Annotated in this window: 22 protein-coding genes, 1 tRNA gene and 1 pseudogene; 6 read left to right on the top strand and 18 right to left on the bottom strand. The window is 46.4% G+C overall.

Annotation, left to right across the window (positions count from 1 at the left end; genetic code table 11):
- A complete protein-coding gene (locus tag FD971_RS03535) occupies nucleotides 1-450 on the bottom strand; it encodes a (2Fe-2S)-binding protein (protein ID WP_015420849.1) in 450 nt (149 codons plus the stop codon).
- A 132-nt stretch (nucleotides 451-582) separates the two neighbouring features.
- Between FD971_RS03535 and FD971_RS03530 the strand changes: the two genes are divergently transcribed.
- The 3 genes from FD971_RS03530 to FD971_RS03520 are packed head-to-tail and all read left to right on the top strand — an operon-like array spanning nucleotide 583 to nucleotide 3262.
- Complete coding sequence (locus FD971_RS03530) at nucleotides 583-936, top strand: CidA/LrgA family protein (RefSeq protein WP_215334726.1); 354 nt, start codon at nucleotides 583-585, stop codon at nucleotides 934-936.
- Nucleotides 933-1658 (top strand): LrgB family protein, encoded by a 726-nt coding sequence (locus tag FD971_RS03525; RefSeq protein ID WP_215334725.1) that lies wholly within the window; start codon nucleotides 933-935, stop codon nucleotides 1656-1658. The genes FD971_RS03530 and FD971_RS03525 overlap by 4 nt, the downstream gene beginning before the upstream one ends.
- 14 nt (nucleotides 1659-1672) lie before the next feature.
- Nucleotides 1673-3262: a gamma-glutamyltransferase family protein gene (locus FD971_RS03520; RefSeq protein WP_215334724.1), complete on the top strand. Its 1590-nt coding sequence runs from the start codon at nucleotides 1673-1675 to the stop codon at nucleotides 3260-3262.
- Here the strand turns inward: FD971_RS03520 and FD971_RS03515 are convergent, their stop codons facing one another.
- The 7 genes from FD971_RS03515 to FD971_RS03485 all read right to left on the bottom strand — a co-directional run bounded on the left by FD971_RS03515 (nucleotide 3263) and on the right by FD971_RS03485 (nucleotide 8202).
- Nucleotides 3263-3583 carry a type II toxin-antitoxin system PemK/MazF family toxin gene (locus FD971_RS03515; RefSeq protein WP_215335151.1) on the bottom strand — a complete coding sequence of 107 codons (321 nt, stop codon included), beginning with the start codon at nucleotides 3581-3583 and terminating at the stop codon, nucleotides 3263-3265. It lies immediately after the preceding gene.
- Between the two features lie 5 nt (nucleotides 3584-3588).
- On the bottom strand, nucleotides 3589-3849 hold the full coding sequence (locus FD971_RS03510) for an AbrB/MazE/SpoVT family DNA-binding domain-containing protein (protein ID WP_251368670.1): 261 nt from the start codon (nucleotides 3847-3849) through the stop codon (nucleotides 3589-3591).
- 52 nt (nucleotides 3850-3901) lie between these two features.
- Nucleotides 3902-5227, bottom strand: a complete 1326-nt coding sequence (locus FD971_RS03505) for an ATP-dependent RecD-like DNA helicase (protein WP_215334723.1) — start codon at nucleotides 5225-5227, stop codon at nucleotides 3902-3904.
- A 19-nt stretch (nucleotides 5228-5246) separates the two neighbouring features.
- Entirely contained in the window at nucleotides 5247-6017 is a 771-nt protein-coding gene (locus FD971_RS03500) for a formylglycine-generating enzyme family protein (protein WP_215334722.1), read from the bottom strand.
- Between the two features lie 61 nt (nucleotides 6018-6078).
- A tRNA-His gene (locus tag FD971_RS03495) sits at nucleotides 6079-6154 on the bottom strand.
- A gap of 64 nt (nucleotides 6155-6218) precedes the next feature.
- The gene (gene dusA / locus FD971_RS03490; protein ID WP_215334721.1) at nucleotides 6219-7301 is read right to left on the bottom strand and encodes a tRNA dihydrouridine(20/20a) synthase DusA; all 1083 of its coding nucleotides are present in this window, start codon (nucleotides 7299-7301) and stop codon (nucleotides 6219-6221) included.
- Between the two features lie 7 nt (nucleotides 7302-7308).
- Nucleotides 7309-8202: a pseudouridine synthase gene (locus FD971_RS03485; RefSeq protein ID WP_215334720.1), complete on the bottom strand. Its 894-nt coding sequence runs from the start codon at nucleotides 8200-8202 to the stop codon at nucleotides 7309-7311.
- Between the two features lie 117 nt (nucleotides 8203-8319).
- On the opposite strand from FD971_RS03485, the gene FD971_RS03480 reads away from it, so the two are divergent.
- The 3 genes from FD971_RS03480 (at nucleotide 8320) to FD971_RS03470 (ending at nucleotide 9939) form a co-directional block, all read left to right on the top strand.
- Nucleotides 8320-9093 (top strand): TSUP family transporter, encoded by a 774-nt coding sequence (locus tag FD971_RS03480; RefSeq protein WP_215334719.1) that lies wholly within the window; start codon nucleotides 8320-8322, stop codon nucleotides 9091-9093.
- A 114-nt stretch (nucleotides 9094-9207) separates the two neighbouring features.
- Nucleotides 9208-9633: a universal stress protein gene (locus FD971_RS03475; RefSeq protein WP_215334718.1), complete on the top strand. Its 426-nt coding sequence runs from the start codon at nucleotides 9208-9210 to the stop codon at nucleotides 9631-9633.
- 69 nt (nucleotides 9634-9702) lie between these two features.
- On the top strand, nucleotides 9703-9939 hold the full coding sequence (locus FD971_RS03470) for a hypothetical protein (protein WP_215334717.1): 237 nt from the start codon (nucleotides 9703-9705) through the stop codon (nucleotides 9937-9939).
- A gap of 12 nt (nucleotides 9940-9951) precedes the next feature.
- On the opposite strand, the pseudogene arsH reads toward FD971_RS03470, so the two are convergent.
- The 10 genes and pseudogenes from arsH to infB all read right to left on the bottom strand — a co-directional run bounded on the left by arsH (nucleotide 9952) and on the right by infB (nucleotide 21773).
- Nucleotides 9952-10618 (bottom strand): annotated as a pseudogene (gene arsH, locus FD971_RS03465) (arsenical resistance protein ArsH).
- Nucleotides 10619-10669: 51 nt separating this feature from the next.
- A complete protein-coding gene (gene arsB, locus FD971_RS03460; protein WP_215334716.1) occupies nucleotides 10670-11722 on the bottom strand; it encodes an ACR3 family arsenite efflux transporter in 1053 nt (350 codons plus the stop codon).
- A complete protein-coding gene (locus FD971_RS03455; protein WP_215334715.1) occupies nucleotides 11719-12198 on the bottom strand; it encodes an arsenate reductase ArsC in 480 nt (159 codons plus the stop codon). The genes arsB and FD971_RS03455 overlap by 4 nt, the downstream gene beginning before the upstream one ends.
- A complete protein-coding gene (locus tag FD971_RS03450; RefSeq protein ID WP_256442907.1) occupies nucleotides 12195-12494 on the bottom strand; it encodes a helix-turn-helix transcriptional regulator in 300 nt (99 codons plus the stop codon). The genes FD971_RS03455 and FD971_RS03450 overlap by 4 nt, the downstream gene beginning before the upstream one ends.
- 67 nt (nucleotides 12495-12561) lie before the next feature.
- Nucleotides 12562-13320, bottom strand: coding sequence for a molybdate ABC transporter substrate-binding protein (modA, locus tag FD971_RS03445; RefSeq protein ID WP_215334714.1), 759 nt, complete (start codon nucleotides 13318-13320; stop codon nucleotides 12562-12564).
- Nucleotides 13321-13362: 42 nt separating this feature from the next.
- Nucleotides 13363-15723, bottom strand: a complete 2361-nt coding sequence (locus FD971_RS03440; RefSeq protein WP_215334713.1) for a Tex family protein — start codon at nucleotides 15721-15723, stop codon at nucleotides 13363-13365.
- A 94-nt stretch (nucleotides 15724-15817) separates the two neighbouring features.
- The gene (gene typA / locus FD971_RS03435; protein ID WP_215334712.1) at nucleotides 15818-17635 is read right to left on the bottom strand and encodes a translational GTPase TypA; all 1818 of its coding nucleotides are present in this window, start codon (nucleotides 17633-17635) and stop codon (nucleotides 15818-15820) included.
- Nucleotides 17636-17688: 53 nt separating this feature from the next.
- A complete protein-coding gene (gene truB / locus FD971_RS03430; protein WP_215334711.1) occupies nucleotides 17689-18600 on the bottom strand; it encodes a tRNA pseudouridine(55) synthase TruB in 912 nt (303 codons plus the stop codon).
- A 6-nt stretch (nucleotides 18601-18606) separates the two neighbouring features.
- Nucleotides 18607-18975 (bottom strand): 30S ribosome-binding factor RbfA, encoded by a 369-nt coding sequence (gene rbfA / locus FD971_RS03425; protein WP_015420788.1) that lies wholly within the window; start codon nucleotides 18973-18975, stop codon nucleotides 18607-18609.
- A 14-nt stretch (nucleotides 18976-18989) separates the two neighbouring features.
- Nucleotides 18990-21773: a translation initiation factor IF-2 gene (gene infB / locus FD971_RS03420; RefSeq protein WP_215334710.1), complete on the bottom strand. Its 2784-nt coding sequence runs from the start codon at nucleotides 21771-21773 to the stop codon at nucleotides 18990-18992.
- Nucleotides 21774-21776: the final 3 nt, after the last annotated feature.

Raw genomic sequence — 21776 nt, 5'->3', positions numbered from 1 at the left:
TTATGCCTTGCTCACAGCATGAATAGCATCACGCACTTGTTGGAAGGTACCGCAACGACAGATATTGGTGACTGCAGCGTCAATCTGGGCATCGGTAGGTTTTGGAGTGTTGCGTAATAAGGCAGTAGTTGCCATCACCATGCCAGACTGGCAGTAACCGCATTGAGGCACCTGATTATCAACCCATGCTTTTTGAACTTTGGAGAGTTGACCATTCTTTTCGAGGCTCTCAATGGTTTCAATTTTCTTGCCTTCTGCAGCGCTTACTGGAATCATGCAGCTTCGAATTGCTTGGCCATCAAACAGCACAGTACAAGCACCGCACTGACCAACACCACAACCATATTTAGTACCTGTCAAACCGACATGATCTCGGATCACCCACAACAAAGGGGTTTCTGGATCAACATCTACCTTGTACTTTTTACCGTTGACGTTTAAGTCAGCCATGAACGCTCTCCTAAGTGTTTTTATATTCAAGTCTTCACAAACATACAAAGACCCTGCTTTTGTTGTGTTTATCTTAACCAAGAAATAAGTTATTGCTTTGCAACATATATTGCCGGGCAGTAAGATCAATGGATGATCTCCGGCCTGGTTCAAATCCTCTTATTTCAAAGCCTAGGTGAGCTTGTTTCCAAGTTCGCCCTCCCCACCCTGCCAGGCCCAGTGATTGGTTTGGTGCTCTTGATTGTTTGGCTGGTTTTGCGTAAAGGCATTAATCAAGAGCTAGCCATGGTGGCTGATGGCTTTAGCCAGTACCTTGGCCTTCTATTTGTACCCGCAGCGGTCGGTGTTGTTCTATTTCTACCTCAACTCAAGGCAAATGCCTTGGCTATCTTGAGTGCTCTTGTCGTTAGCGTTATTTTGACAATCGCCACAACAGCAATTGTTGTCCGCTTCTTGAGTGCCAAGCCTAACGAGGTTGATTCATGAGCGAAAAACACTCCATTGTGGAGATTTGGGTTTACCTTTCAGGTAGCCCCCTATTTGCCCTCTTCATTACTTTGGCAGCTTATCAAACCGGTCTTTGGATTTATAAGACGAGCAAGCAAAATCCTTTGGCCAATCCAGTAGCCATTGCCATCATTCTTGTGGCTAGCATCATCCAGTTTATTGAAATGCCCTATTCGACCTACTTTGAAGGAGCGCAATTTATTCACTTCTTATTAGGCTCAGCAACCGTCTCTTTGGCAATACCGATATATAGAGGCTTAAGTAGCCTAAAGGGCCGATCCGTTCCGCTGCTGGCGTCTTTACTTGCCGGTGGCTTGGTCTCCATTATTAGCGCAGTCAACGTTGCCAAATTATTCGGGGCCGATTCCAGCATTACTGGGGCCATGTATCCCAAATCAGTGACCGCGCCTATTGCCATGGGTATTGCCGAACGTATCAGCGTATCTCCAACCCTGACCGCTATTTTTGCTGTGACTACCGGTATTCTGGGCGCTATTTTGGCGCCCTTTATCCTGAATGCCCTAGGAATGAAAGCATGGTGGCAACGCGGCTTTGCAATTGGCATTGGCGCTCATGGCATTGGCACCTCGCGCGCATTTAGTATTCATCCGGAAGCGGGAACTTATGCCAGTCTTGCGATGGGCATGAACGGTGTCATTAGTGCTGTAGCTATTCCAATTTTGTATCACGTGTTTAATTAAGAAAATTTCAGATTATGTTGATATCCCCTCCTTTTGGTGGCGGTCGTGCCCCAGTCCTAGCCAAGAACGCGGTTGCCAGTTCACAGCCTCTAGCAACTCAAGCCGGCATTGAAGTTTTACAACATGGTGGCAATGCAGTTGATGCTGCTTTAGCTACAGCCATTACGCTCACTGTAGTTGAGCCCACCATGAATGGCCTTGGTGGTGATGGCTTTGCATTGATTTGGGATGGCAAGAAACTCCATGGCATGAATGCCTCGGGTCGTGCTCCTGCAGCTTGGACGCCAGAGTACTTTTCTGGCAAAGCGGCAATGGATTTGATTGGATGGAATACCGTCACAGTGCCGGGCATGGTTTCTGGTTGGATTGAACTTTCTCGCAAGTTTGGCAAGCTGCCTTTTGCGCAACTCTTTAAACGCGCAATTGACTATGCGGAAAATGGTTTCCCCGTATCTCCAGTCATCGCACGCCAATGGCGTGAAGCGATTCCGATTCTAAAAAATCAACCAGGTTTTAGTGAGTCATTTTTGATTGAAGGTAAAGCACCCACTGCAGGCCAAATCTGGCGCCACCCTTCTCAAGCCAAGACACTTCGCGAGATTGCGGAAAGTGAAGGCGAATCTTTTTATACGGGCAAGTTAGCCCAAAGCATGGTCGACTTTGCGCAAAGTACTGGTGGTTGCTTCACTATGGCTGACTTTGCAAATAATCAAACTGAATGGGTAGAACCATTAGCCTTTGATTATGGCGAATATACCCTCCATGAAATTCCACCCAATGGTTCCGGCATCGTTGCGCAAATGGCCCTTGGAATTTTGCAAGCCGCCAATGTCAAACAATACCCTGCTAATTCTGCGCAGCGCATTCATCTTCAAGTAGAAGCCATGCGCATTGCCTTTGCTGATGCATACGCTCATGTATCTGATGCCAGCACAATGAGAGTGGCAACGAGCGCTTTATTGGATAGAGACTATTTGGCTAGTCGTGCTGCACTCATCAACCACAATCAAGCAGGAACATATGGCGCAGGAGATCCGCATGCTGGAGGCACTGTATATCTTTGCGCCGCCGATGAGTCCGGCATGATGATTTCGTATATTCAGTCCAACTTCAAAGGCTTTGGCTCAGGCGTCGTGGCCCCAGGTGGAATTGCATTTCATAACCGTGGCATGAGCTTTAGCCTAGTTGATGGTCACCCCAATCAAGTGTCGCCAGGCAAGCGCCCCTTCCACACTATCATTCCAGCGTTCCTTACCAAAGGCAATCAACCCGCCATGGCCTTTGGTGTGATGGGTGGCAATATGCAACCACAAGGTCACATTCAGTTCGTCATGCGCTTTGTTGATGAATATCTTAATCCGCAGGCTTGTTCAGACGCACCGCGATGGAGAATTGATGATGTGGGCAAGCTGACTGTTGAAGCTTCTATGCCAGCATTAGTGGTGGAAGGACTAAAGGCCATGGGGCATGAAGTCACTGTAATGCCAGCGAATAGCTTGGACTTTGGCAGTGCTCAAGCTATTGCGCTATTAGGTGAAGATACTAAAGATGCCTATATTGCTGGTAGCGATCATCGCCGTGATGGATTAGCTGCAGGCTTCTAACTAAAGCACAAAGGTTGCCTGCAAAATATCGAGGCTAGCCGCCAGTGTTTTATTGCTGACTGCTCCCAATCGCTTGACTAGACGAGCCTTATCTATAGTACGAACCTGATCTAAAAGAATCAGACCTTTTTTACCATCATGCGTAATTGGCACGCGAAAGGATGCTGACTTTCCTTTTGTAGTCATTGGCGCAATAATCACAGTTCGCAAGTAGTCATGCATTTCTTGTGGAGACACAACAAGGCATGGACGAGTCTTTTTAATCTCACTACCCATAGTTGGATCTAGATTAATTAACCAAATATCTCCGCGTGAAACGATACTTTTTACCAAACCCAATCCTCATCAGCCTCATTCATCAAGTCACCCAACACCAGTCGGTCTTCACCGGCCGCAGCGATTACCTTTGAATCCTCAGCCCAACCTTCACGGGGATTTTTTTTGGGTTTACTTAATACAAGCCTGTCGCCCTCAATCACCAAATCGGCGTGATCATCAAAACCTATCTGCTCAAGGATAGCTTTAGGAATAACCACTCCACGAGAGTTACCTATTTGACGGATTTGAAGGTGCAACTGTTTCTTCATAGTAATAACAATGTTATAACCATTTTATTGCAAAGTCAATGCCTGATAAAGGCTAACCAGGCAAACAATTGAGATAAAAACGCTTCACCTCTTGGTCGCAACTCACATCCTTGGGTTGGATTGGTCGCTCTAGAGTAATGCCTTCGATGGAGGTGCAGCGACTTAGGGCCACATAGACCTGACCCGACGCAAATGCCCCCGAAGATAAATCGACTTTTATCTTATCAAGGGTCTTACCCTGACTCTTATGAATGGTTACAGCCCAAGCTAACATGAGCGGGATCTGCACGAAGGTGCCAATGATATTTGGCGAAATCTTTCCAGACATCATGTCATGGTCATAGCGATACGATTCCCACTGATGACCCTTTACTTCAACCGTATTTGAGTAAGGTCCATTTTGAACCATGACTTTTACGGTATTAGGCAGTAACTCGCGAACTACTCCGATAGTTCCATTCACCCAACGTTTTGGGAAATTGCTATCGGTCGCAGTAAACATGACTTTTGCACCCACTTTTAAAGTGAGTTGATTAGGCGATGGTAGATTACGATCATCCACATTGAACTTACCAGTGCTATTGCCCATATACACTTTGGCATCAGTGGTGAGCGCTCGCAATCCTGCGCCATTAATTTGATCTGCACGTGCGTTAGTTGTAGTTAAGGTGATAGTCTGCTCATCAGCCTCTTTTTTAGTTTCGTAACAAACAGCATTTAACGTATCCAGTGCTTCATCGATATCTTGATTGATGCGGATCTGATTCAGCAGTCCTGCAAAGTGAGCATCTTTTTGGCGGAAGATCTTTGATAACTCTACCATCGTGACATCTTTACGATGCAAGGCCATGGCGCAGAAGAAATAAGGACCCTCATAACCGCGCTCAGATAACACTTGCATATCGGCATTGGAGACTACAGGGGGAAGTTGAAACAAGTCCCCTACGAACATCACCTGAATACCGCCAAAGGACTGACTCTTATGGGGACCATTAGCGCGCAGGAATAAATCCATCGCATCCACAACATCTGCCCTGACCATGGAGATCTCATCAATGATGAGCAAACGAATATCTTTGTAGAGACGCTTATCTTTTAAAGGCTTGATATCTTCTTCCGGAAAGATCAAGCGAGGTGGCAACCGAAAGAAAGAGTGAATGGTCACCCCTTTTACTTGCAGAGCAGCTACGCCAGTGGGCGCTACCACGACTACATTGCCAGGAATGTGCTCGCGCAGATAACCAATTAAGGTTGTCTTGCCAGTACCCGCCTTTCCGCTAACAAAGATGTAAGGGTCATGTCGCTCGATAGCGTCGATTACATCCTGATATTCAGGGGTGATTTCAATGGCAGATGGATCGACTACAGAATTGGTCATCCCCTATTGTTTCATGGGATCAACTAACGCAGCGAAAGCCGATGTATACCACGCCAATATCAGCTGGCTTAGACTCTACATCTGACTCTTTTTGCCTCTCTGGACCATACCACCACGAAGCACCACGAGTGATGAAGCCCCCATTGCGCTCAGTAGCGGTCCACTCCCAGACATTGCCACCCATATCTAATAGACCGTTGACGCCTGGCTTTGTAGTACCTGCTGTTACATGACCTGCACCACGGTTTAAAGCGCCTGCGGGTGCTAGACCTTTGTAGTCGCCACAACCATTCAGACAGTGAGAAACCTCTGGTGTAGCTCCACCTGGAAACGGATAACGTTGTCCTTTGGTGAAACCTACTGGAGGCATCTCTCTTTGCTCCAAAAATGCTGCGGAGGTCCACTCCGCTTCAGTAGGCAAACGCTTGCTGTAGAAACGGCAAACAGATGCTGCCTCAGCTTGATTGAGATGCACTGCTGGTTCATTGGCTTTTGCAGGAACACCATATGGCGTTTTCCAGGTCCAACCTGATTTTTTGACAAAGCCAGACTCATAAGAAAGACCGCCGCCGTTTTTCTCGGCCTGACTGATGAAACCAGTAGCATCGGCAAAGGTTTTGACATCCGCAATCGTCATCTCGGTTTGATCCCAAGAAAGATTTCCCACTTTCACAACAGGAATAGTTGATTTAGGGGCGCTAGTAGCTGTCGATGGTCGCAACATAAAATACAGCGCGATTACAGAAAGCAGTAAGTCAAAGAGGATAGAAAGAAAGTCGAATTTTTTCATGAATGAAATCTAGAAAATAAAAAAGCTCCACCAGGGAGCCTTAGGATACTGCAGTATTCGGTGGGGCGAACGACGGGGCTCGAACCCGCGACAACCAGAATCACAATCTGGGACTCTACCAACTGAGCTACGTCCGCCACTGAAGACATAGATTATAGCTTTTGAGGCAAAACCCTGTCAAAAATGCCTTAGATACAGGCTTTAGGCCCCCTCAAATTCAAAGGCAGCCCAATCACCCAGGGTTAAGCTAGCGTCAATAAAGAAGTCCACAATCGCAGCCTTACTTTGCACCTTAGCTAGAGCATGGTGATCAGAAAGACGCTGGCGCCAGTAACGGGACCCCGCCCTGCCATGAGCCAGCCCTAAGATATGACGTGTAAATGCACCAATATAAAAAGGCTTATCTTTGGCACGACATTCGTCATACCAAGCTTGGACTTGCTTCACCAATGCAATCTGGATGCGATGCCATTCGGTCTCACTAAACAGATAGCCCGCAGCGTCCCCATTGGTGTTGATCATGTCATCCCAGCCTAAGAGAAGCGCTGGAAAATGATAGGCTGCTCTGCCCACCATAAAGCCATCGAAGTCATCCCAATGACCTGCAATTTGCTCATTTGTTTCTAAGCCGCCATTGAGCAATACCTTGAGCTTCGGAAACTCCTTCTGAGCATCTAAACGCAGCTTTGCAGCCACTTCATAACGTAGTGGTGGTTTACTACGATTCTCCTTGGGAGATAAGCCTTTCAGTACGGCATTGCGCGCATGGATGGTGACTTGGCTAGCCCCAGCATCCGCCACTGCAAGAATGAAATTGAGTGCAAATTGATAATCCGCTTCAGAGTTAGCGGCATCCATCGAATCCAAACCCAAGCGATGCTTCACAGTAATCGGAGTATCAACAGCAGACTTCATTGCTTTAACGCAATCGGCTACGAGTTGTGGCTCAGCCATAAGACAAGCACCAAAGGCACCTCGCTGAACACGCTCTGAAGGACAACCGCAGTTGAGATCGATCTCGTCATAGCCCCACTGCTGCGCCAACTCTGCAGCCTTAGCTAAATCAGAAGGCTCGGATCCACCCAATTGCAAAACAACTGGGTGCTGCTCTTTTGAATAATCTAAATGGCGTGGCACATCCCCATGAATGAGTGCGCCGGTAGTCACCATCTCGGTGTACAAGATGGCCTGTTGAGTTAAAGATCGATGAAAGGAACGGCAATGGCGATCAGTCCATTCCATCATTGGGGCAACAGCTAAGCGCTTTGGTGTATTTACAGTCATACGAATATCAAGCCAATACTCTTTGGGATGAAAAAGATCTCTCCTGCCCCGTTACCGGGTCTTTGAAATAAATCTCTTTTGCTAAGAGCTGCAAAGGTTTGGAAAAATCCAAATCATACCCTTGGTAAGGTGTCAGAATAGGGTAAATCTGGTCATGCTGAATAGGAATGCCTAAGCTATTTAGATGACAACGCAATTGGTGCTTCTTACCACTACCAGGGCTTAAGCGATATCTAGCCCAGGGCTTTTTTACCTCAAGCAACTCAATGAAGGTATCGGCATTAGCTTCGCCCTCCACTTCCTGCATTTGCAGAAAATGTTCAGACTCCTCTAGCCTACTCTGGTACGTCATCGGTAATTTATTGATGAGCTCTTCTGAGTAAGGCGCGATCGCCTCATAGACCTTTTTGACTGCGCGATCTCTAAATAAATTTTGGTATTGCGCCCGCTCAGGCGGATTAACTGAAAAGATCACTAGCCCTGCCGTGTCACGATCAATGCGATGCATGGGGCTTAAGTTTTGAATACCCGTTTTTTTCTTCAGTCGATTCAGTAGAGTTTGATGCAGATAAAGACCGCTTGGTGTTACTGGTAAAAAATGGGGTTTATCTGCAACTAGAATGTGCTCGTCTTGAAATAGGATGGCTTCTTCAAAAGGAAGATCTGGTTCCCGTGCCAAGCGCCTGAAATACAGCAAATGCGTATTGGGAATATAAGCATGGCTTGCAGGAAGGGCCTCCCCTTCTTGATTGAATACCAATCCCTCATCAAAACGAGAGCGCCATTCACTTGCATCTATATGCGGAAAAGTAGCAATAAAGAAATCCAGCAGGCAAGCGTGAATTTGCCCAGCAGGCAAATACACCCTTGACGAAGATACTCCTTCTGAATTGACTTTCATTTGGACTAGATTATCCACTCCCGCCCATGAAAACAATTGAATCCAAAGGCATCCAGAAAGAAACCGCTCTAAAATGGGCCGGGATATACAAAAGAACTAAAAAAATAAATAGACAATATGCTTGAACTCTCTGCATTCGACCTTGGCTTATTGCTTGCTTGCGCTTTATTTGCTGGCCTAGTCGACTCCATTATTGGTGGAGGGGGAATGATTCAGGTTCCAGCGCTATTTGCCGTACTGCCAGGTTTTCCACCAGCAACCCTGCTCTCAGTAAATAAATTTGGCTCCATCGTAGGGACGATTGGTTCTGCCATTCAGTACAGCCGAGCCAATAAGAGCCCTTGGGGCTTGGTGATCATCTCCTCAGCGTTTGCTTTCTTTGCCTCAGTTGCAGGAGCCTACCTAGTTACCCAATTACCAACCGAGTGGCTTAGAGGCGCCCTACCGTTTCTGCTGCTGGCACTACTAATATTTAATATCAAATCCAGTGCCGGTCTAGTGCATGCACCAAAGCATGGTCACCATAAACAAAAAGCGATCGCATCGACTGGTGCCGGCATCATTGGTTTTTATGATGGCTTTCTAGGTCCAGGAGCCGGAGCCTTTTATAAGCTCTTCTATACCCGCATATTAGGATTTGATTTTTTACGATCTGCAGCGCCTGCGAAGTTTCTCAACATCGCCTCAAATCTCGGTGCACTATGTGTCTTTTTTTATCTGGGTTATTTTGACTGGAAGCTTGGTTTACTCATGGCGAGCGCCAATCTTGTGGGCGGTCAAATTGGTACCAAGATTGCCATTAAGCATGGGAATACCTTTATACGCAAAGGCTTCTTTATTTTGGTCACCATCCTCATCATCAAAACCTTCTATGACGCTTTTCTTAAATGACCACTTAATCAATAGATAAATAAATTAGTAGGTTATTCATAGCTTTATAAGTGTTTAAAGAGTAAATTGAACTTGTCGGATTTAAGTTTTTTTTACTATAAAAATGAGGATGCTATGAAAATTCTATTACCGGTTGACGGCTCAAAATCTTCACTTAATGCAGCCAAGTACGTTGTGAAGTTATCAAAAGATTTGCGCAGCAAGTGCACGGTAACCCTGGTCAGCGTCCATGACGATATCGGCTTGGGTCATGTTAAGCAATTCGTAGCCAATAGCGTAATCGATGACTACCTCCGTGAAGTGAGCGAAAAAGAACTCAAGGGAGCCCAGAAAGCCCTCGACACAGCTGGCGTGAAACATAGCATGGTGATTAAGCGCGGCAATGTTGCTAATGAGATCATTGCTTTAGCTAATAAAGAGAAGTTTGATCTAATCGTTATGGGATCAAAGGGTAGAACAGGCATCGTTGATACCCTCATGGGTTCAGTAGCTCAAAAAATTAGTAACGTAGCAAAGCAACCTGTTTTATTAATTAAGTAAGTAATCTGGTTAATAGCTAGATTAATGCAATAGGCCGTCATCGCGACGGCCTTTTTTATGGGCTATGAAATGAGTATTTTGCTTCTCTTGTTTGCACCAGGCATTTTTGCCATCTATTGGCTAATCCGTCTTCAAATTTGCCTGTCTAGAATTCGCTATCTAGTCGATACCTATGGCATGGATCGTAAGAAACTTCAAAAACTTAAATGTAAAGAGGTGGTAGCGCTCAGAGCATCGATTGAGATCCTTAGGGATAGGAATGATGCTTTTGGCTTAGAGGATCTCGTTAGACCATACAGAGCCTAATGAATTTGCCGATTAAATTGATCGCTGATTTACTCTCTTAGATAACTCCTCGGCAGACTCTTTTCGCTCGCTATATCGGTCAGTTAAATATTCACTAATTCCACGCGTGAGTAATGTGAATTTGTAGAGCTCTTCCATGACGTCCACTACCCGATCATAAAAGGCAGATGGCTTCATACGACCATCTTCCTCAAACTCAGTAAAAGCCTTAGCAACTGAAGATTGATTGGGGATAGTAATCATCCTCATCCATCGACCTAAGATACGCATTTGGTTAACGGCATTAAAGGATTGTGATCCCCCGCATACTTGCATTACAGCCAAGGTCTTACCTTGGGTTGGCCTAACCGCCCCTTCAGACAACGATCCAATCAATCTGTGTTTTTAATAAACCAGTCATGGCGCCATGTCGTTCTGGGGAAGTCCAAACCATACCCTCGGCCCACATGGCTAGTTGACGAAGTTCTTGCACCTTTGGATGGCTATCAGGCACGCTATCTACCAAAGGCAATCCAATAGGATCAAAGATTTTGACCTCACCACCCATGGCAGTTAACAATCGAGCCGCCTCAAAAGTAAGAGGCCTACTGTAAGATCTCTCGCGAAGTGAGCCATAGAGCATTAGGAAACGAGGTGCATGATCGCTAGAATTTGTATTTAGTTTTTCAATCCCGGGGATTTGGAATAGTCCCTCTACTAAAGCTGGAAATTGCAACGGAGACTCAAACACTTAAGCCATATCCTTTTTGAAAAAACTTTCTTTAAACCACAAAGCCACAGTCACTAGGCCAATCATGATGGGCACCTCGACTAGAGGACCTATGACGGCTGCAAAAGCTGCCCCAGAATTAATTCCGAATACAGCAATCGCTACTGCAATAGCCAACTCAAAGTTATTGCTAGAGGCTGTAAATGAAAGTGTGCAGCAACGCTTGTAATCGATACCCATCTTGCCAGTGACAAAGAAGGTCAGCAAGAACATGATGAGAAAGAAAACCAATAGCGGTACCGCAATAGTCACCACATCCATTGGGAGCGTTAAGATTACTCCGCCTTTGAGGCTAAACATGACGATGATGGTGAAGAGCAATGCAATTAAAGTGATCTTTCCAATTTGCGGCACAAAATGCTCGTGGTAATCCTCCTTAGTCATGAACTTGAGCATTACTACTCTCGTCAATATTCCAGCAATGCAAGGAATGCCTAGGTAGACAAACACACTCTCAGCAATCTGCCCCATGCCTACACTGACGTTTGAGCCAGCAAGGCCAAAGTAAGGCGGCAACACTGTGAGAAAGAAATATGCATAAACACTAAAGAACAGCACCTGAAAGATCGCATTAAATGCCACTAAACCAGCAGCATACTCAGTAGAGCCCTTAGCTAGGTCATTCCAAATAATGACCATCGCAACACAAGGAGCAATACCAATCAAAATGAGACCAGCCATGTATTCAGGTTGGTCAGGAACAAAAGTGATAGCCAAAAAGAACATCAAAGTTGGCGCAACAATCCAATTCATCAAAATGGATATGCCAAAGATGCGCTTATCTTTAAATACGTCTGGCAAGTCTTCGTAACGCACCTTGGCAAACGGTGGATACATCATCAATATCAAGCCAATCGCAATTGGTAGATTAGTTGTACCAACCTGGAATGAATTAATAAACCCCTCAATACCAGGAATGAAATGACCCAGGCCAATTCCCAGCGCCATTGCCGCAAAAATCCAAACCGTTAAATAACGATCTAAAAAGGAGAGTTTTTTAGTAATAGAACTCATGCTTTTGTGTGAACCTCTTTAAGGCTAATGGAGTCGAGCTTTTCTAATGGCATCGCCGCTAGAATATCTAGGCGCTTTTTAAGGCCATTCTTCACTTGATTAAAAGCGGCCCGCTTCTCCAAATCAGTCCCCTGGACTTGTGATGGATCAGGGAAACCCCAATGTGCGGTAACTGGTTGACCAGGCCAAAAAGGGCAAACCTCGCCAGCAGCGTTGTCACATACTGTGATGATGAAATCCATTTTTGGAGCATTGGGCTCCCCATACACATCCCAACTTTTTGACTTCAGCAGAGTGCGGTCCATACCCAACTCTTCTGCAATATCAGCTGCAATAGGATTAACGCTTGTACCTGGGGTTGATCCAGCTGAATAACCTACAAACTTGCCACTAGGGTGGGTAGATGCTAAAGCTTCACCCAAAACAGAACGAGCAGAGTTATGGGTGCACAGGAAAAGAATGTTGTACTGTTTCATTGAGTATTCACCTTTTTAATAATTTTTGCGGTTTTGCATGACTTACCGCCGCAGCAGTTAGCCAATAGAAATTGACTTAACTCTTCTACCATTCCCGGATTCGGCCGGTAGATGAGGTTGCGACTTTGGCGCTCGACAGTAATGAGATTGGCCTGATAAAGCTCTTTGAGATGAAAGCTGAGTGTTGCATTAGGAATGCCTAGCATTTCATGGATCTGTGAGGGCAACAGTCCGAGATCCCCCTTCTGAACAATCAGGCGGTATACGTTTAAACGCGACTCTTGTCCTAAGGCGATAAATGCCTGTATTGCTTCGGTATTTTTTATAATTCGATAATAATGGAACTATATTACAAATTAATGACTACGGCGTGACAAAGCCATAGCGCACCATAACTTGCTGTGACTTGGGCTCCTGTAGATACAAGTAGAAATCTTTAGCGCTGGATGCGCCATTTTTTATTAAGGCCATCTTTTGCTTGAGTGGCTTATGCAACTTATCCGGTATCGACACAGACGTAGACTGAGTCTGAATTTGAGGTGATGAAGCTAAAGATAAGGCGGAGATAGCAAAATCAGCTGAGCCCGTTAAGGCAAACATCGTTGCTTGAGAAATATTTTCCCCATAGACCAACTTAGGCTGAGCTAGATCCCAGACCCCCATATTGGTGAGATATTCTTTCGCAGCTCTACCGTAAGGGGCATGATCTGGATTGGCGATAGCAATCTTCTTGGCAGCTTGAATTGCATTGGCCAGACTCTCCTTATCGATGCCGAGCTTGATAGGCCCACCCTTCTTTTGTAAAAGAACAATTCTGCCAATTGCATATAGGCTTCCACCATCGACCGTTAAGCCATTTTTAGATAAGTCATCTATATAGGCTTCGTCTGCAGACATCAGCAAACTAAATGGTGCCCCATTTTTGACTTGTTGCCATAGGACGCCCGACGAGCCAAACACCAATTTCACATCTTGACCTTTATCAGCCTTATAGTTAGCAGCAATTTCTTCTAATGCAAACTTCAAGTCGGATGCAGCAGCTACCGTTGGCGTAGTTTGGGCAACAGAGATCGAGGCATACAGAGTGAAAAAGCCTATAAGAATACTTTTAACAAAGATCATTGAATTTCTCTCTTGCTCATCATTGCTTAAGTGTAGCGAGTTTTACCCTTTGAGTTTACGTAAGGCATCTGCCATAGCATTATTGATTGGAGGCGCAGATCTTCTATCTTCCTGTGGTCTTCTCGCATCTTGAGTTCTCGGGGTGCCTGGCCTATTTGCTCTTTGCTCAGCTTTTTCGCCTGATACTTTTGGAGCCTCATCAGAGAGCCTCATCGTCAATGCAATGCGCTTACGCTTCTCATCCACTTCGAGCACTTTGACCTTCACAACCTGCCCTGCTTTAACCACGGTGTGCGGGTCTTTAACAAAGGTGTTAGCTAAAGCAGAGATGTGAACCAAACCATCTTGATGAACACCGATATCTACGAAGGCACCAAAAGCTGCTACGTTTGTCACAACACCTTCCAAAATCATGTCTGCCTTAAGGTCGCTGATTTTTTCCACGCCATCTTTAAAAGTTGCTGTTGTGAACTCAGGTCGTGGATCGCGACCCGGCTTCTCTAGCTCCTTGATGATGTCGGTGACAGTGGGAACACCAAACTTCTCATCGGCATACTTTTCCGGATTAAGCCCCTTGAGTATTGCAGCATCGCCAATGACCTCTTTGACGCCCTTCTGAATATCTTTCAGAATCTTCTCTACCAAAGGATAGGATTCCGGATGGACTGCTGAAGCATCCAATGGGTCTTTGCCATTCATGATGCGCAAGAAGCCAGCAGCTTGTTCAAAAGTCTTATCGCCTAAGCGTGGCACGCTACGTAAGTCTGCCCGCGTCTGAAAGGCACCGTTGCTATCTCGGTAAGTCACGATACCTTCGGCAACGGTACTACTGAGACCTGAAACTCTTGCCAACAATGGCGCGGAGGCCGTATTTACGTCTACACCCACTGCGTTCACGCAATCTTCAACAACGGCAACCAATGACTTAGCCAGCTGAGTCTGCATCACATCATGTTGATACTGGCCCACTCCAATTGATTTTGGATCAATCTTGACTAACTCGGCCAAAGGATCTTGCAATCTTCTAGCAATCGACACTGCGCCGCGCAAAGAAACATCCATACCAGGCAATTCTTTTGAGGCATATTCAGAGGCGGAGTAAACCGATGCCCCTGCTTCTGATACAACAATCTTGGTGAGCTTCAGTTCAGGCTTAGCTTTGATTAAATCCTGCGCTAACTTATCCGTCTCACGTGAAGCGGTGCCATTTCCGATTGAAATGAGCGTTGCTTTGTGCTTCTCAGCTAACTTGGCAAGTGTATGCAATGAGCCGTCCCAATCATTCTTTGGCTGGTGTGGGTAAATGACATCGGTATCGACTACCTTGCCTGTTGCGTCGACTACAGCTACCTTTACCCCTGTTCGCATACCAGGGTCTAGGCCAATCGTAACTTTAGGGCCGGCAGGTGCGGCTAGCAGCAAGGCTTTTAAATTGCGAGCGAAGACATTAATCGCCTCAGCCTCAGAGCGTTCACGTAGCGCACTCATCAGCTCAGACTCCAAATGCATCGAGCACTTAATGCGCCAAGTCCAACGCACAGTCTCTGCCAACCACTGGTCAGCAGGACGGCCTTCATTTTTAATCTTAAATTGATTGGCAATGCGGGATTCGCAAGGATTGTGCGGCGCATCCCACTTAGGCTTTTCTTCTTCAGTATCTAATCGCAAATTCACCATCAACATCTGTTCACGACGACCCCTAAATAGAGCTAAGGCGCGGTGTGAAGGAATAGCAGAGATCGGCTCAGAGTAGTCAAAGTAATCCGCGAATTTTTCGCCCTCTTGCTCTTTGCCTGCGATGACTTTGGACTCCACCACGCCGTGCTCTTGCAAATAGGTTCTGAGCGATTGCACCAACCCAGCGTCTTCTGCAAAGCGCTCCATCAAAATCTGGCGAGCACCTTCAAGAGCTGCTTTGATATCTGCTACGCCGGGATTGTCACCTTGATCCGAGGTAAATGCTTCTTTAAGGTAATTAGCTGCCTCTGTCTCTGGATCCAACATGGGATTGGCTAATAAATCATTTGCCAAGGGCTCTAATCCAGCCTCTAAGGCGATTTGCGCTTTCGTGCGACGCTTGAGCTTATAAGGAAGGTATAAGTCTTCTAGGCGCGTCTTATCCTCTGCCAACATGATGGCCTTGAGTAAGTCTGGAGTCATCTTGCCCTGTTCTTCGATCGAAGAAACAATCGCCTTACGACGCTCTTCTAGCTCACGCAAATACCCCAGGCGATCCTCTAGTAACCGTAGCTGCGTATCATCCAAACCACCTGTTGCCTCTTTCCGGTAACGGGCAATAAAGGGAACAGTTGCACCTTCATCCATCAATGCGATAGCAGCAGCCACTTGGGCAGGTTTAGCGGATAACTCTTGGGCAAGGCGTTGTTCAATGGATGGCAGCATGAGGATCTATTTTTACTATTATTTTTGGAATATGGATTTCAATGAAGAACAAAAGCCACCCGGAGGTGACTTTTGTTGTGTAGCTAGGAGTAGCTTAGTCGCGTGATGCCTTCTTACGCTCATGCTCCTTAAGGTAACGCTTACGAATACGAATACTCTTTGGCGTTACTTCAACCAATTCATCATCATCGATAAATTCAACAGCGTACTCCAGGTTCATTGCGATTGGTGTTACCAAGCGCACTGCTTCGTCAGTACCTGAGGCGCGAACGTTAGTTAATTGCTTACCTTTAATTGGGTTAACAACCAAGTCATTGTCACGACTATGAATACCAATCACCATACCTTCATACAAAGGATCGCCCGGGCTTACAAACATACGGCCACGGTCTTGCAATTTCCATAAAGCGTAAGCAACTGCTTCGCCATCATCTTGACTGATCAATACACCGTTATGACGCTCACCCAAGATACCGTCTTTTGCAGGTGCATAGGAGTCAAATGTATGACTCATCAAACCGTTACCACGAGTCATGGTCATAAAATCGCCTTGGAAACCGATCAAACCACGTGCTGGTATACGGTATTCAAGACGTGTGCGGCCCTTACCGTCACTTACCATGTCAAGCAATTCACCTTTACGCTTACCCAAGTCTTCCATGACGGCGCCTTGAGTTGTATCTTCTACGTCAACCGTTAAGTTCTCATACGGTTCCATCTTCACACCGTCTACTTCGTGGAAAACCACGCGTGGACGTGAAACAGCTAACTCGTAGCCTTCACGACGCATTGTTTCTACCAAAATAGTCAGGTGCAATTCGCCACGACCTGACACTTCAAACACGGTGTCATCATCAGTTTCTTTAACGCGCAAAGCCATATTGGACTTTAATTCGCGATCTAAACGCTCACGAATCTGGCGGCTAGTCACGAACTTACCTTCACGACCAGCTAATGGGCTGGTGTTCACCATAAAGTTCATGGTCAAAGTAGGTTCATCAATCTTGAGCATTGGCAATGCTTCTGGAACATCTGGAGCACAGATGGTTGTACCAATCGCCAAATCTTCAATACCGTTTACCAATACGATGTCGCCCGCTTGTGCTTCATCAACCAATTCACGCTCTAAGCCACGGAATTTCAATACCTGGTTAATACGACCTTTACGTGGAGTGCCCTCTGGACCATCGATATACACCACATCCATCAGCGGTTTAACAGTACCGCGGTTGATACGGCCAACGCCGATCTTACCAACGTATGTGCTGTACTCAATAGAGGTAATTTGCAATTGCAATGGACCTTCTGGATTGTCATCACGTACAGGAACGTTTTTCAATACAGTGTCGAACAAAGGACGCATATCGCCTTCGCGAACATCATCTGTTAAACCAGCATAACCATTTAAGCCTGATGCGAAGATCACTGGGAAGTCTAATTGCTCTTCAGTAGCGCCCAACTTATCAAACAATTCAAAAGTGGCATTGATCACGTAATCACAACGTGCACCTGGACGGTCAACCTTGTTGATCACCACAATTGGCTTTAAACCGAGAGCCAAAGCTTTTTTGGTTACGAAGCGGGTTTGTGGCATCGGGCCCTCAACTGCATCAACCAAGAGCAAAACACCGTCAACCATGGAGAGCACACGCTCTACTTCACCACCGAAGTCGGCGTGTCCTGGTGTGTCTACGATATTGATGTGTGTGCCGTCATACTCAACCGCACAGTTCTTGGACAAAATAGTAATGCCGCGCTCTTTTTCCAGGTCATTTGAGTCCATGACGCGTTCGGTCATTTTTTCATTAGAACGGAATGTGCCAGATTGGCGCAAGAGTTGGTCAACCAAAGTAGTTTTACCGTGGTCAACGTGGGCGATGATGGCGATATTACGAAGTGCGCGTTTAGTCATGTGAAGCTTCTGAAGTTAAGAATAAGGTTAATAAATAAGAGGGTTAAATATATTTAATGTGCCGAAGAAATCAGGCGCTTAGGATGCAACACCCCAGAGCGCCAATCACCAGTACCAATAAAGTTATGTGGAGCAGCAGTTGCGCGATAGATGCGCACCAGCGCCTCTATAGAAGGTATATTAAGCGGGACTCGTTGACCCATTTCTAAACGTTTAGCCTGTTGCTCATCCACGGTTAAGTGGGGCAGTGTTTGCAAGAGGGCATCGACCGGCAAGATGTAACTAGAGCTATCTTGCGAGCTATTTTGAATAGATTCGATTGTGAAAGATTGCTCTAAAGTGAGGTGCCCTACTTCGGTACGGCGCAAGCCAACTAAATGTGCACCGCATCCTAATGCCTTACCAATATCTTCTGCTAACACGCGAATGTAGGTACCTTTGCTGCAGCTCACTTCTAAAGTGGCTTCAGGCCAATTAACATTAGTCCAACGAATTGCATGAATCGTAATATCTCGTGGAGCACGCTCTAATTCAACACCAGCGCGAGCGTATTCATATAAAGGCTTGCCATCGCGCTTCAGCGCAGAATACATTGGAGGCACCTGGCTAATCGGACCAGTAAATGCCGGCAATAAAGCGTTTAATGCAACTTTGATAGTTGCTTCATCAGCAAATACAGGTAAAGGTAGTTCTTCAATGACTAAGCCTTCAGCATCACCAGTATCGGTACGCTGACCGAATTTCACTTGAGCGATATAGGTTTTATCAGCCTCCAATAAATCCTGGGAGTACTTAGTAGCCTCGCCCAAACAAATGGGAAGTAAGCCAGTAGCCATGGGATCTAGGGTGCCGGTATGCCCTGCTTTCTCTGCATTGAAGGCGCGCTTCACGGCAGTGACTGCGCCTTGTGAGCTCATTCCAGCAGGTTTATCAAGCAAGACAACGCCGTCGATACGTACAGACATAGCTATTTACGCGTTCTCGTCTTTGCGATCGCTATCCACCGCTTGATCAATTAAGCGCGACATCTCAATGCCATGCTCAACAGAACTGTCGTAGTGGAAGTGCAAGGTTGGCACAGTATGAATATGCAAACGCTTGAACAATAAAGAATGCAAATAGCCCGCCTTATCTTGCAGCGCTTTCAAGGCTACCTCAGGCTCAGCACCCAAAACAGTAAAGAAAACTTTTGCGTGCGCCAAATCTGGTGTGAGTTCAATACTTTGTAAAGTAATCAAACCTAGGCTTGGGCTACGTAATTCGCGAGGAATCAGCTCGGCCAGGTCTCGCTGAATTTGATCGGCGAGACGCTGGTTACGATGAGGGCTAGTTTTATGCATGAACTGAATAGCTCTTAGAGTGTGCGGGCAACTTCAGTCACTTCAAAGACTTCGAGTTGATCGCCTTCTTTGATGTCGTTGTAGCCTTTTAATGACAGGCCGCACTCAACACCGGCGCGCACATCTTTTGCGTCATCTTTAAAGCGCTTGAGAGAGTCCAACTCACCAGTCCAGATCACTACGTTGTCACGCAAGAGGCGAACACTAGAGTTACGCTTAATGATGCCGTCGAGCACCAAGCAACCTGCAATAGCGCCAACTTTAGATACCAAGAAGACTTGACGAATCTCCACCATGCCGGTGATTTCTTCTTTCTTATCTGGTGTCAACATACCACTTAAGGCCGCCTTCACTTCATCAACCGCGTCATAAATAATGTTGTGATAACGAATATCTACACCATTGTTCTCGGCCAACTTACGCGCTGCACCATCTGCACGTGAGTTAAAGCCGATGATGACTGCTTTAGAAGCCACTGCTAAGTTAACGTCAGTCTCGGTAATGCCACCCACGGCCGCATGAACGATTTGCACCTTGACTTCAGCAGTAGATAGTTTTTGCAATGACTGTGACAAAGCTTCTTGAGAGCCTTGAACGTCCGCCTTAATGATCAGTGGCAACAACTTCGCCTCAATCGCACCCTCTTCCATGTTTTCCATCATGGTTTCGAGTTTGAATGCTTGTTGTTTAGCCAGCTTCACATCACGGAACTTACCTTGACGGAAAAGTGCGATCTCACGGGCTTTACGCTCATCAGGCACCACTTGAACTGATTCACCAGCTGCAGGAACTTCAGATAAACCTTGAATCTCCACAGGGATAGATGGGCCAGCTTCGTTACATGGCTTGCCATTTTCATCCAACATCGCACGAACGCGTCCGTAGGTTGAACCAGCCAACAACATATCACCACGCTTGAGCGTTCCGGACTGAACCAAAATAGTAGCAACTGGACCACGACCTTTGTCCAAGCGCGCCTCAATAACGAGACCTTGCGCAGGAGCGTCTTTCGCTGCCTTAAGCTCCAAAATTTCAGCTTGCAAGAGTACGTTCTCAAGCAAGGCATCAATGCCGTCACCTGTTTTAGCAGACACACCAATGAATGGCACATCGCCGCCGTACTCTTCTGGAACGACTTGCTCAGCAACCAACTCAGTTTTAACGCGCTCTAAGTTCGCTTCTGGCTTATCAATCTTATTAATAGCCACAACAATTGGTACGCCACCAGCTACTGCGTGTGCAATCGCTTCTTTTGTTTGCGGCATCACACCATCATCAGCTGCAACTACCAAGATCACGATATCCGTTGCCTTAGCACCGCGAGCACGCATTGCCGTAAAGGCTTCGTGACCCGGAGTATCAAGGAAGGTAATCATGCCGCGTGGTGTTTCAACGTGATAAGCGCCGATGTGCTGAGTAATACCACCGGCTTCGCCAGTAGCAACCTTAGCCGCACGAATCTTATCGAGCAAAGATGTTTTACCGTGGTCAACGTGACCCATCACCGTAACAACTGGTGGACGTGGCAATAATTCCGCATCGTGACCAGCAATACCGAGATCTAAATCTGGATCATCTAACTTAGCGGCATGGGCTGTATGGCCCATCTCTTCTACGATGATCATGGCAGTATCTTGATCTAAGATCTGATTGATCGTTACCATCTGACCCATACCCATCAAGAGCTTAATTACTTCTGCACTCTTCACGGCCATTGCATGAGCTAACTCAGCAACAGTAATAGTTTCAGGAACATGAACATCACGTACAACCGGTTCTGTTGGAACTTGGAAGTTGGTATCGACGTTGGCTTCTGCAATTTGACGTTGCTTTCTTCTGCCACCGCCAGAACGCCAACCACCTACACCTCCAGAGCTGTCACCACGAGTCTTGAGGCCACCAGGCTTCTTGGCACCTTCTTCTTGCCAAGTAGATGAAGTCTCTGCAGACTTAATTGTCTTACCACCAACCTTAGCAACCGCTTTTTTCTTATCATCAGCACCTTCAGCCTTAGCTGGCTTATGTAAGGTACCCTTTTTAGCTTCTTCAGCAGCTATTTCACTTGGTGCCTTGAGTACACGCGCTGGGGTACTCATCATGTCGCGAATCGCTAAAGCTTCAGCTTCAGCAGCGGCACGTCGCTTAGTAATATCTGCTAACTGTGCCTTATTGGCATCCGCAATCTCTTTGGCAGCCTTATCAGCTTGAGCTTTCTTGTCGGCAGCTTTTGCGGCTGCAGCAACACCATCATCATCTGACTTGGCGGCTTTTTCGACAACCGGCTCAGCCACACTTGCAGCAGCAACAGCATCAGCTTCTTTTTGGCGAGCATCTTCCGCCGCTTTCATTTCCGCTTCTTGACGAGCCAATAACTCGGCTTGACGAGTCGCCTCAGCTGCGCGTTTCTCTAACTCTTCAGCAGAAAGGATTGGTTTTGCAGGCGCCGCAGATGCAACCTCTTTGGCCGCCGGAGCTGGAGCTTCTTGAGGAGCTTTGTCCCCTGCTTTAACTAGCACGCGCTTTTTGCGAACCTCAACCTGAACGGTACGAGTGCGTCCGGCAGAGTCTGCCTGACGAATCTCAGAGTTTTCGCGCTTGATTAAAGTAATCTTTTTACGACTACCCGTATCCGCACTGCCATGTTCTTTTTGCAAATGCTCGAGCAGGACAGTCTTGTCCTTCTCAGTGATGCTGTCGTCCTCAGAACCTTTTTCAATACCGGCCGCCTTCAATTGCTCCAGAAGGTCAGGCGCAGTACGTTTCAATTCTTTAGCGAGTACTTTTACTGTTGTTGCCATGTA

The organism is Polynucleobacter sp. AP-Ainpum-60-G11 (assembly GCF_018688375.1).
In the GTDB taxonomy this organism is placed as follows: domain Bacteria; phylum Pseudomonadota; class Gammaproteobacteria; order Burkholderiales; family Burkholderiaceae; genus Polynucleobacter.
This window is presented reverse-complemented; position numbering and strand designations above follow the sequence as displayed.